Below are 12913 nucleotides of genomic sequence, written 5' to 3' on the forward strand. Positions count from 1 at the left end.
AGGTATAGTTTTAATTTGAAATGTTTTGCCAAGGCAGGTAACAGTTTCAATACAAAATTTGCCGGTTTCAATAAATTGATAACTTTGGTATAACCAATATATTACCAAACCCGGGAACATAAACCATGAAAAAGCACAATTTATCAAGACGCCAGTTTATTGGCAGCAGTGCGCTTGCCGCAACCAGCTTTTTGTTATTGTCAAAAACATCTTTTGCCACTTCTGTTTTAAATAGAACAGGCAAACCCAATTCGGTCATTAATGGTGTGCAGATAGGGGTGATCACCTACTCCTTCCGCAGTATGCCCGGTACAGTTGAAGATCTGTTGAAATACTGCATTGATTGCAATATAAACGCTATTGAACTAATGGGCGATGCTGCTGAGATATATGCCGGTGCACCTAAAAGGCAAGGTGGAGGTGGATACGGAAGGCCACAAACACCCGAAGAAAAAACTGCTTCAGAAGATTTTAATAAAAAAATAGCTGAGTGGCGTTCCAATGTCCCGATGGATAAGTTTAAGGAACTGCGTAAAATGTATAATGATGCTGGTGTAACTATTTACGCCTGGAAACCCAATGCACTTGGAGCACGCAATAGCGATGCCGAGATTGACTATGTCTTTAATGCCGGAAAGGCACTTGGCGTTGGCCATGTTACCGTTGAGCTACCAGACGAGGCCCAGACTAAACGACTTGGTGATATTGCCACCAAACACAAAATGATGGTGGGCTACCATGCCCATACACAGGCTACACCAACGCTTTGGGATGCCGCCTTAAGTCAATCGAAATATAATGGGATAAATTTAGATATTGGCCATTATGTGGCCGGTACCAGCAGTAGCCCTGTTCCGTTTATTGAAAAATACCATGACCGTATAACCAGTATGCACATTAAGGACCGTAAATTTAACGACGGCCCCAACCAACCCTGGGGACAGGGCGATACCCCAATAAAAGAGGTGCTGCAGCTCATAAAAAAGAACCGCTATAAATTCCCGGCTACTATTGAGCTGGAGTACAAGATACCCGAGGGCTCAAATGCTGTAAAAGAAGTGAAAATATGCAGGCAGTTTGCTGCTGATGCTTTGAGTTAAGAAAGCTGTTTACTCACTTTTTAAAATGGAAAGTAAGTGCCATTAAAAGGAAATAAACAATATCAGACCGTGAAAATTGCGCCCTTAGATTTTTAAGGGCTGCAATCAGATGATTTTTTACCGTGTTTCTTGAAATCTGTAATCGATCAGCAATTTCATCGTATGTTAACCCTTCTTCCCGGCTAAGCCTAAAAACCAGTTGTTGTTGTTTGGGTAGGTTTTTAAATGCGGTTTCTGCAAAATCCTGCAAGTTGTTAAACAGTACGGTTTCTTCCGTATCGTTATGTAAATACGTAACCGACTCCCATAGTTTTTCTAATCCGGCTTTTGAGGTTGTGAATTGCCGTAACGAGTTTAGGGTTACGCGCCGCCCAATGCTGAACAGATAGGGCCCTATTGGATAAGCCTCATTTAGTTTTGCCCGGTTAAGCCAAAGGTTTAAAAATGATTCCTGTACAACCTCTTCGCTCAATTCCTTGTTTTTAAGAAAACGAAAGGCAAAATTATAAAGTCGTTTGCTGTAAATGTTGTATACCTGATAAAAAGCGGCCTGGTCATCATTTTTCAGACGGGCAGCATATTCATCACCTTGGTTTTCCAACAACTTCACTAATATGTAAGGGGCTAAGTACTTTAAATTTACCAAATCTAAAAAAGATTTGATAATAACAATATAACATTATGATAAAATGTTATTCTTACAGGTTAACGTAAAAACAAGCTAACTAATTGTAATACAAAGTATATTCTGAGATTTTTATTGATTGGTGAACGTGGTTATTTTAAAAAAAGAATCTCTTTTTAAAATATTTTAACAAGCTATAGTCCTAAACTAAATCAAATGTGTATTACCACTATATCCGCGACCAAATAAATTAAAGCTAAGACTGTGAATAAGGAACGTATAAGTTTTCTTTTAAAAAAATATACTGCAAATAATATAATCAGGAATGATTTTGAGGAGCTGATGAGCTACATCTCCAGATCAGCATCCGATCATGAATTATATGAATTTATGGAGGAAGAGTGGGATAGGTTAAATGAAGGTGATTCCTTTGATGATATACAAAGTAAGCTTTTATATAAAAAGATCACTGCTGACCCAAGATTTGCTTTAAGCACTGTGTTACCTGAGGAACGTGTTTTTGGGTTAAAAAAATGGCTATCGGTTGCAGCAGGGTTATTAGTTTTTTTGAGCATTGGCTTTTATATCGCTTATCATATTAACACCACTCCACAACAGCAGGCTGTTGTTTATCAGGAACGGGTAGTGCCCAATGGCAAAAAGATACAGATAAGCTTACCCGATGGTACCCAGGTTTGGGTAAACTCGGGTAGTAAACTACGGTTCCCTTCCAGTTTTACAGGAAACAAGAGAGAGTTATACCTGGAAGGCGAGGCTTATTTTGATGTGGCCCATGATGCAAAAAAACCATTCATTATTCATACGGGCAAAGTGTTTACCCAGGTGTTGGGCACTGCTTTCAATGTAAAAGCATATGGCTCCAATGAAATGAGTGTTACAGTAGCCCGTGGTAAGGTAAGTGTTGGATTGTCAAATAAATTATTAAGTGTGTTAACACCCAACCTGTGTTTAAGTTATAACCAAATGAATGGTAACGCGAAAACATATAAGGTTGACGCTTCAAAATTACGGTGGATGAACGGCGATTTGATATTTGATAACATGAAACTTGACGAGGCTGCCAGGATAATTGAACGTTGGTATGATGTTCAGATAAACTTTGCCGGTGCTGAGGCTAAAACTCATCGTTTTACCGCGTCATTCTTAAAGCACGAAAATATTGATCAGGTGATGAATGTGTTGAGTGAACTTTCCGGTTTTAAATATGACAGGGAAGGTAAAAAAATTACAATTCAATAAAAATATTAACCTAAAAACTTAAAAATATGAAGAAAAAATAACACAACCAAAGCTATCATCACGATAGCAAATCATAAAAAAAGAAACCGCTGCGGCGCCAACCGCAACGGCTTTTAGTAAGGTAACAGAAGTATGAGATCTGTTACCGGTCGAGTTTAAACCAGTTTCCAAAACCGCTTAAATCAAAGTAAAATTATGAAATTTTTACTACTTAAATTTTTTTCTGTTCCAAAAAAGAGCGCCATACCATTAACAATACTTCTTCGCATTATGAGGTATACTTCAATTACCTTAACAGTTTTACTTATTTGTTGTAACATGCTGTTAGCGCGTGTAACAAATGGCCAAACCATTAGGGACATAAGCATAATTATGGGCGTGAAAAATCAAAGCCTTAAGTATGCTATAAAGCAAATAGAAAAACAAACCGACTTTAGGTTCGCTTATAAAAACGATCAGCTTAAAGCATATAGCGATGTTACCCTGCCCGCTGGCAACCGCACGGTAGAGGAAACATTGAAGCTTTTATTGGGCCAAACTGACCTGATGTATAAGCAGCGGAATAACTACATTCTTTTAGTACCTAAGCCTGTAGCAATGCCACAGAGCGAAAGTAAAAATGAAGTGATAACACCGGCCCAGGATATCACCATAAATGGAAAAGTTACCGATAAGGCAACAGGTGAAGCCCTGATAGGGGTTTCCATACGTGTTAAAGGTGGCCCTAATGGGGTTGCAACGGATGTTAACGGTGCCTATTCCATAGTTGCACCCGACAATGGTGTATTGGTGGTCTCTTATATAGGTTATACAACTGCCGAAATACCCGTTAATAAACAAGCTGTAATTAATATTGCGTTAGAGGCTTCATCAAAGGGCTTAAACGAAGTTGTAGTAGTGGGTTATGGTACGCAGAAAAAAATAAACCTTACAGGGTCAATTGCCACTGTAAACAGTGACAAAATAGAGAACCGCCCCGTTGTAAATCTCGGTGATGCATTGCAAGGACTTATTCCTAACTTAAACGTGAGCCTTGGCGGTGGTCAGCCTGGAACCGCAGCTACATTTAATGTACGGGGTGGTACCACGTTAAATTTATCATCACAAGCGGTAAGTACAACACCATTGGTATTGGTTGATGGTGTAGCCCGTGATCCAAATTTGATTGATCCTAATGATGTTGCCAGTGTAACCGTACTAAAAGACGCGGCATCGGCTGCGATTTATGGTGGCAGGGCAGCTAACGGTGTAATTTTAATTACTACCAAAACCGGTAAAATTGGAGCAACACGGGTTAATTATTCGGGTTCTTACACCATTTCAAAACCTACGCGTTTAGTACAGCAGGTAAATTCCCTGGAGTACATTAAAATGTTTAATGAAGCCAACAGAACAGGTTTAAAAAGTGGAGGCTATACAACCACCCCTTTTTCTGAGCAGGATTCAACCATGGCAACCGCTTATTTTAACGATCCGGCAAATAACCCTACCGGTTACCCAGATCCGGCCAATCCCAAAAAATATCGTTATGTGGGTAATACCGACTGGACAAAAGTATTGTATCCGGGCTGGGCGCCGCAACAGCAGCATAATATTTCAGTATCTGGTGGTGAAGGTAAAACCACCTTTTTAACCAGTTTAGGTTATTTTAGGCAGGATGGTCTGGAAAAATCAGCAAATCAGGTATATCAGCGTTACACGCCAACTTTAAAAGTTAATTCGGATGTGGCTAAATGGCTTACCGTAGGCTTAAACATGAGCATGACCCATACTGACAATAACCAGCCAGCCGCAACCCGTATAAACCAGGGTGGTGCATGGTTGTATTCAAACATACCACCGGTAATGCCTGTTTATAATCCGGATGGTAATTTTGCCGGTCAGGGAAATTATACAAACCCATTGGCTGTAAACGCGCTTTCGGGCAGGGATATCGATTCGCAAAATGATTTCTGGACAACAGGTCGCGTTATTATCAGACCGGTTGATCATGTATCTGTAAATGTTGACTACACCTGGAACGCATTGAATGACAATCGCAAGGCCAGCCTGATACCTTTTAATGAGTATGGTGTGAACGGAGCGTTTTTAGATATATATCCATGGACAAACCCTTCGCAGGTTATTGAAAACAAAACCAATAATAACTATAACGCTTTAAACGCTTTTGCCACTTACGAAAACACATTTGGCAAGCATTATTTAAAAGCTCTGGTGGGTTATAATCAGGAATATCAGCATTATATATTAGGCAGTACGCTGGTTAAAAACCTCATTGATCCTAACTTGCCTGCATCGGGCATCAACAATGACCCCAAGCCCCAAGTTGGAAGCGTAGAGACTGAATATGCCCTGGTGGGTACCTTCTCTCGCCTCAACTATATTTATGACAATAAATACCTGGTTGAAATTAATGCCCGTTATGACGGTACTTCACGCTTTCAACCTAATAGCCGTTACTCCTTTTCTCCATCTGCATCAGTAGGGTGGAATGTGTCTGAAGAAAAATTTATGGAAAGTCTTAAGGGCACACTTAATCAGTTAAAATTGAGGGCATCATATGGTCAGTTGCCTAACCAGTTAGTACCGGGCGTAGGTTCAACCGGTCAAATGCTAAATATGCTTGCCAGCTCTGTAGCTTCATCAGCATATCAGTATCCTTACATTGCTGTGCAGCAAACAGGTTTAGTAAATTACCTGTTAAACGGTCAGCAAGGTATTATGGTGGCTTCGCCTGGCTTGGTAAGCTCATCATTTACCTGGGAAAAGGTACAAACCAAAAACTTTGGTTTGGATTACTCCCTGTTTAACGACAAGCTGAATGGATCCTTTGATTATTTTATCACCAATATTAAGGATATCCTGGTACCCGGCCAGCAATTGCCGTCAACACTGGGTGCGCCGGTGCCGCCAAGCAACTCGGCCAACGTAAAATCGCACGGATGGGAGTTCAGCCTTAACTGGAGAGACAAAATAAATGAACTGAACTACAGTGTAACCCTGGGCTTATCAAACACTTCAAACACTCGTGTAACCAAATATACCGGTAATCCAACCAACAGCATTAACGATTTCATACAAGGCCAGGACCTGGGCAATATATACGGCTATGTTAACGAAGGTTTTTATAAAACAGATGCCGAGGCTTCAGCGGTTGATAACACAGCCCTTGCCGGTTACAAATGGCTTGCAGGTGATATCAAATATAAAGATCTGAATGGTGATGGTAAGATAAACTACGGTGATAATACCCTCTCTAACATGGGCGATAAAAAGCTGATCGGTAATACCACACCGCATTACAAGTTCGGTTTTAACCTGAACCTGTCATACAAAAACTTTGATTTTGCCACCTTTATCCAGGGTGTTTTAAAACAGGATTTTTACCCTAACGAGTATGTATTCTACGCTTTCAGAGATGACGAGTATAGCATCCCTTCGCAAATGACTACCAATTACTGGACACCAACAAATACCAATGCTTACTACCCACGCATTAGGTTTAGTGGTGGCGGTAATGAGCAAAGTCAGGACAAATATATTTTGAATGCAGGTTATGCCCGCGTTAAGCAGTTAACATTAGGATATACCCTGCCACCGGCACTTACAAAAAACATCAAGCTGCAAAAATTAAGGGTATATGTGACGGGCGCAAACCTGTTCACCATTACATCGCTCAATAAAAGCTATGATCCTGAAACGGCTGCGTCTTTTGGCACCTATCCGCTTAACAAATCATTATCATTTGGATTGCAGGCCACATTTTAATCAAAGTATATCAATTAAATGGGTTTAACCGATGTTAAAAATTACAACAATGAAAAATAAATATATCCTATATATAGCTTGTGCCGCATTGAGCGTTATTACCTCCTGTAAAAGGGAAAGTTTCCTCAATCGCTCGCCTTTAAGTGATATCACTCCTGGTACTTACTTTAAAAATGAAACCGACCTGCAACTGTACTGTAACCAGTATTACTCGGCATTAACTATACAAAACTTTTTAAAGGCTGATGATAATTCTGATGATAAGGCTAATGCCACTGTGAATACGCTTTTGGCGGGTACTTATACCATTCCCAGCGCGGCAACTCATAATTATTCGGGTAGTACTACTTTAGATTTTAATTCAAATACGCCTGGTACAGTAATCAATAGCAACACGGTAAATATTAATCAATCAGGCACTGACTGGGACTTCGCGCTCATCAGAGCTTGTAATTTTTTCCTGGCTAATTACACAAAAGCCGATATTCCTGACGCCACTAAAAACATCTATGTAGGCGAAACGTTATTTTTCAGGGCTAATGATTTCTGGAAAAAAGTTAAAGCATTTGGCGATGTGCCTTATGTGAACCGGTATATTGTTGATACATCAAAATCTGTTTTATACGGGCCACGGATGCCACACAAGCAGGTAATGGATTCTGTATTAAAGGATCTTAACTTTGCTGTGGCTAATTTACCGGTAACACCCGCCGAAGGGCGTCTGGGTAAATATACCGCACTTGCCTTAAAGGCGCGTATCTGTTTATGGGAAGGTACCTACAGGAAATATTTTGGCGTGGGTGACGAAACCACTTATTTGCAGGCTGCGACTGATGCTGCCGAGCAGATCATAAACTCTGGTCAATTTAAAATTTATAGCACTGGAAACCCGCAATCTGATTACTATAACTTGTTTATCCAGGACGAGTTAAAAGGTAATTCTGAAGCCATTTTGCCTATGCGGTATCTGTCGAGCATTTTAATGAATGGTATTGACAGGTCATTGGGCGAAGCCGGCGATGGTTACAGCAAGGATTTTGTAAATTCTATTTTATGCTCTGATGGTTTACCTACCGCACTGAGCCCGTTGTATAAAGGTGATGATACCCCTGATAATGAAGCCACAAACCGCGATCCACGCTATAAACAACAGATTGCAACCCGCGGCTTTGATTTTTTAGCCGGCGATTTAATTACCTTGCCCAGGATAGGTACCACGGTTACTTCTACAGGTTATCAGCCCATAAAAGGCCGTTCAAACAGCCTGGCCGCATGGAACGCAAATGCATCTACCTATGATTTCTTTATTTTCAGATATGCCGAAACCTTGCTTATTGAGGCTGAAGCAAAGGCAGAATTAGGTTTGGCTACACAACAAGTGATTGATAATACCATCAATAAACTGCGCGATAGGGTAGGTATGCCACACATGATCATTGCTACTCTGGTTAAAGATCCAAAATCTGATTTTCCTACATTACCTGTACTTATCGATGAGATCCGCAGAGAGCGTCGTGTAGAGCTGGGTTCAGAAGGTTTCCGTTTTGATGATATCAAAAGATGGCACGCCGGTACGTTGATCAACAATCCTGCAACTATTTTAGGAATGAAACTTACACCGGCTTTGCGTGCTCAGTATCCTGCGCAGCAGGTTAGTAATATAATTGTTGATGCCAATAATTATATCCGCCTGTATCCAAGTATTACCACCCGTACCTGGAACGATAAAATGTATTTATTACCAATTCCAACACAGGAGATCTCATTAAATCCTAACATAAAACAAAATCCGGGCTGGTAACCGGTAAGCAGGGAGAGATAATTCCCTGTGCGTAATTGCAGTCCTGTTTGATTGGCCCGAGGACGTATCAAACAGGACTGTGTTATTTTACAACGATCCAAAAGGAACAAATTTTCGCAGAAACCGATCTGAAAAATGAAAAAACTGATAGGCGTCGCCTTATTATTTATAAATGTAATAGCCGCTTTGGCACAGTCTGCTCCCAAACCTTATGGAGCGCTCCCATCCCCGTTACAGCTAAAATGGCAGGAAACGGAAATGTACAGCATCGTCCATTTCAGCATGGCCACTTATACTGATAAGGAGTGGGGATATGGAGAAGAAGATCCAAAGTTGTTTAATCCGGCGCATTTTAGCGCCCTGCAAATAGTAGCAGCAGCTAAAGCCGGTGGATTTAAAGGTATCGTTGTAGTAGCCAAACACCACGACGGTTTTTGCCTTTGGCCAACCAAAACAACGGAGCATAACATAAGCCAAAGCCCATGGAAAAACGGTAAGGGTGATGTAGTTAAGGAATATCAGCAAGCCTGTAAACAATTAGGTATGAAAATGGGGATATACTGCTCGCCCTGGGACAGGAATAACCCCCTTTATGGCAAACCGGCCTATGTAACTGATGTTTACCGTAAACAATTGGAGGAGCTGTATGCAAATTATGGCCCCTTATTTATGTCATGGCATGACGGAGCCAATGGAGGTGATGGGTATTATGGAGGTACACGCGAAGTAAGGAAAATTGACCGTTCTGCTTATTACGGCTGGGATACTACCTGGGCCATTACCCGCAGAATGCAGCCCGGAGCAGCCATATTTGGTGACGCCGGACCTGATGTGCGCTGGGTAGGGAACGAAGAAGGACATGCCGGCGAAACTTACTGGGAAACATTTACGCCGCATTCAACAGATGGCAAAAGACCCGCCAACGGTAATGTTAAATATGAAGAAAGTACGGAAGGCACCCGTGATGGTAAATACTGGATCCCTGCCGAGTGTGATGTACCATCAAGACCCGGATGGTTTTACCACGCGACTCAGGACGGCCAAACCAAATCGGCCTATACCTTGCTTGATCTGTATTACAAAAGTGTAGGTCGTGGAGCCTGCCTTGACCTGGGTCTATCGCCCGATAAGGATGGCCAGCTAACAGCCGAAGATGTGCAAAAACTAAAGGATTTCGGCACTATCATCAGGCAAACATTTGCTGTAAACCTGGCTGCCGGTGCAACTTTTAAACCAAGTAATGTAAGAGGGGGGAATGCTGCTAAGTTTGGCACGGCATACCTGGTTGATAATAACCGCTATACTTATTGGGCTACTAATGATGCAGTAACTAAGCCCAAATTGATTATTGATCTGCATAAAGCCAAAACATTTAATGTGATCCGCCTGCGCGAAAACATAAAATTGGGCCAGCGTATTGAGGGTGCAGCTGTTGATGTTTGGCAAAATAATACCTGGAATGAGGTAGCCACTGTAACCAGTATAGGTGCCAACCGGCTGATACGCCTGCCACAAAATATCACTGCTACAAAACTAAGGCTTCGTATTACAGGCTCACCGGTATGCATTGCTTTGAGCGATTTTGGATTGTTTAAAGAACCTGCACATTTATCATCGCCCAATATTTTACGCGACAAAAAAGGAGCAGTTAGTATCCAAACAGAAGCTCCTGTTAGCAGTATCCATTACACAATTGATGGTACAGAGCCCGGTTTAAATTCGCCGGTTTACCAGCATCCTTTTGCTTATAACAATGGTGGTAGTGTTAAAGCGATAAGTTTTGAAGGAAAAGAACACAGTGAAATTAAAACACAGATTTTTGGTGTAAGCAAAGCTGGTTGGATGGTGTTACCCGGTCAACCTGAAAATAGTAATCAAAAAAGGATGGAAAATGCCATTGATGACGATCCTCGTACCCTATATAACAGCAGTATAAAAAGTGACTCGGCTGCATTTAAACCACAGGAAATAAGTGTTGATTTAGGTAAGCCACAAACCATAAAGGCATTTACTTATTTGCCAAGACAGGATAAAAGGACAGAAGGCATTGTTGATAGCTATATTTACCAGATAAGTAGTGACGGGCAGCATTGGACACAAGTGGCCGGGGGCGAGTTTTCAAACATCGCCTCAAACCCAATTGAACAAATAGTAAAGCTTAATGCACCCGTCAATGCCCGTTATTTTAAATTTATAGCCCGGCATGTAATTAAGGGTAACGGTTTTGCAATTGCAGAGCTTGGGATACTTTAATAAAATGAACACTACAACAGATTTCAAATAAATACAATTTTTAATTAGTCATGAAGAAACCCTTTCTTTTGCTTTTAATGATATTTTCCTTCGGTATTTTAAATGCTCAGCAAAAGCATGTATTTTCCCTAAGTAAAAGTGATTTTTTGCTTGATGGCAAACCACTCCAGATCATCAGCGGCGAAATGCATCCGGCCAGGATCCCTAAGATCTACTGGCGCCAGCGTGTTCAAATGGCAAAAGCTATGGGATGCAATACTATAGCGGCTTATGTTTTCTGGAACTATTTGGAGCAGCAGCCTGGTGTATTTGATTTTACTACAGAAAACAGGAACATTGCCGAGTTTATAAACATTTGTAAGCAGGAGGGTATGTGGGTATTACTGCGTCCGGGCCCATATGTGTGCGCCGAATGGGATTTTGGTGGTTTGCCGCCTTACTTATTAAAAATTCCGGATATTAAGGTAAGATGTATGGACCCAAGATATATGTCAGCAGTTACCCGGTATGTAACTGCTGTATCCAAACAGGTTAAACCGTTGTTATGTACCAATGGCGGACCGATCATCATGGTTCAGGTAGAGAACGAATATGGTAGTTATTCAAACGACCGTGATTATATAAAAACCTTGAAAAACCTATGGGTTAACAATGGCATTAACGTCCCTTTTTATACTGCTGATGGACCTACTGCCTTTATGTTGGAGGCAGGTAGTGTTGATGGGGCTGCAATAGGCCTGGACAGCGGTATCAGTGATGCCGATTTTGAACAGGCCAACAAGCAAAATCCTAACGTGCCCGCTTTTAGCAGTGAAACTTATCCCGGCTGGTTAACCCATTGGAAAGAAAAGTGGCAAAAGCCCGACAAGGCCGATATTTTAAAACAGGTAACCTATTTGCTTGAGCATAAAAGATCATTTAACTTATATGTGATACATGGCGGTACCAATTTTGGCTTTAACGCGGGTGCCAATGCCTTTACCCCAACACAGTTTCAGCCCGATGTTACCAGCTATGATTATGACGCACCGGTAAATGAGCAGGGAGCACCAACACCCAAGTATTTTGCCTTGCGCGATCTGATTGCCAAATATGTAAAATACAAAATACCCGAAGTGCCCAAATCAATCCCAACAATAGAAATACCGGCATTTGACATGCAGCCTTTTACCAGTGTATGGAAGGAGTTACCGCAGGCTATAAAATCGCCGCAACCAAAACCAATGGAAAGTTTAGGGCAGTATAGCGGCTTTATTTTGTATCGTACCAAACTTATTGGTCATAAAAGTGGTACACTAACCATTACTGAGCCGCATGACTATGCCCTGGTGCTATTAAATGGTAAACTTATAGATACCGTATATCGTGATGGGGGTAAGTGGAGCATCAAACTACCTAAAACAGATGTAAAAGACCCTGTTCTGGATATTTTAGTGGAGAATATGGGTCATATAAACTTTGCCCAGTACATGATTGACAGGAAAGGTATTACAGACCGTGTTACGCTGGAGGGGATGACCCTGACCAACTGGGAAATATTTAAACTCCCGATGGATGACAAATTTATTGCCACATTAAAACCCAAATACCCTGAAGGCTTTAACGATGGTGTATTTTTTAAAGGTGGATTTGAGTTAAAAACAGTTGCCGATACATACCTTGATCTGAGCAATTATAAAAAAGGAGTGATATGGGTAAACGGGCATAATCTTGGCCGGTTCTGGAATGTTGGTCCACAATTTCATTTGTATTGCCCGGCAAACTGGTTACATACTGGTAAAAATGAAGTGATCGTGTTTGACCTGCACCAACAAACAGCAACCAGCATTAAAGGGGTTAAAACATTAGAATAAATTCAGTATTTAAAATAAAAAATCAGGGTGCCTGGTTATCCTGTTTAGGCGAATCAATTTTGTAGGATAATAAACCCCTGCAGATTAGGGATATTCCTGCACAAAGCCTTAATCGTTTACCGGTTAAGGCTTTTTTGTTGACGAATAGTGTGCAATTACTTATACGCATACTTACATATTTTTATTTTTTTTGTTCATTTTTTCGATAAAATTGCAGTTTTCCGTAAACTTTAATATGCGAACTTCGTTTAAG

Annotated in this window: 7 protein-coding genes; 6 read left to right on the top strand and 1 reads right to left on the bottom strand. The window is 41.0% G+C overall.

The window, feature by feature from the left end:
• The first annotated feature begins 125 nt into the window (after positions 1-125).
• Positions 126-1100 (top strand): sugar phosphate isomerase/epimerase family protein, encoded by a 975-nt coding sequence (locus M2273_RS12245; protein WP_429397136.1) that lies wholly within the window; start codon positions 126-128, stop codon positions 1098-1100.
• Positions 1101-1113: 13 nt separating this feature from the next.
• Here M2273_RS12245 and M2273_RS12250 read toward each other — a convergent pair whose 3' ends face one another.
• Entirely contained in the window at positions 1114-1701 is a 588-nt protein-coding gene (locus M2273_RS12250) for an RNA polymerase sigma factor (protein ID WP_429397138.1), read from the bottom strand.
• Between the two features lie 288 nt (positions 1702-1989).
• On the opposite strand from M2273_RS12250, the gene M2273_RS12255 reads away from it, so the two are divergent.
• From M2273_RS12255 to M2273_RS12275, 5 genes are all read left to right on the top strand, one after another.
• On the top strand, positions 1990-2985 hold the full coding sequence (locus M2273_RS12255; RefSeq protein WP_429397140.1) for a FecR family protein: 996 nt from the start codon (positions 1990-1992) through the stop codon (positions 2983-2985).
• A 378-nt stretch (positions 2986-3363) separates the two neighbouring features.
• Positions 3364-6753 carry a TonB-dependent receptor gene (locus tag M2273_RS12260; protein WP_429397142.1) on the top strand — a complete coding sequence of 1130 codons (3390 nt, stop codon included), beginning with the start codon at positions 3364-3366 and terminating at the stop codon, positions 6751-6753.
• 49 nt (positions 6754-6802) lie between these two features.
• A complete protein-coding gene (locus tag M2273_RS12265; protein WP_429397144.1) occupies positions 6803-8554 on the top strand; it encodes a RagB/SusD family nutrient uptake outer membrane protein in 1752 nt (583 codons plus the stop codon).
• Between the two features lie 135 nt (positions 8555-8689).
• Positions 8690-10807: an alpha-L-fucosidase gene (locus tag M2273_RS12270; RefSeq protein WP_429397146.1), complete on the top strand. Its 2118-nt coding sequence runs from the start codon at positions 8690-8692 to the stop codon at positions 10805-10807.
• A 50-nt stretch (positions 10808-10857) separates the two neighbouring features.
• Entirely contained in the window at positions 10858-12660 is a 1803-nt protein-coding gene (locus tag M2273_RS12275; RefSeq protein ID WP_429397148.1) for a glycoside hydrolase family 35 protein, read from the top strand.
• The last annotated feature ends 253 nt before the right edge of the window (positions 12661-12913 follow it).

Source organism: Mucilaginibacter lappiensis (assembly GCF_050433765.1).
Taxonomy (GTDB): Bacteria; Bacteroidota; Bacteroidia; order Sphingobacteriales; family Sphingobacteriaceae; genus Mucilaginibacter; species Mucilaginibacter lappiensis_A.

Coding starts and splice junctions, on each gene's coding strand:
- M2273_RS12245 (WP_429397136.1), top strand. CDS start 126: ATGAAAAAGCACAATTTATCAAGACGCCAGTTTATTGGCAGCAGTGCG.
- M2273_RS12265 (WP_429397144.1), top strand. CDS start 6,803: ATGAAAAATAAATATATCCTATATATAGCTTGTGCCGCATTGAGCGTT.
- M2273_RS12270 (WP_429397146.1), top strand. CDS start 8,690: ATGAAAAAACTGATAGGCGTCGCCTTATTATTTATAAATGTAATAGCC.
- M2273_RS12275 (WP_429397148.1), top strand. CDS start 10,858: ATGAAGAAACCCTTTCTTTTGCTTTTAATGATATTTTCCTTCGGTATT.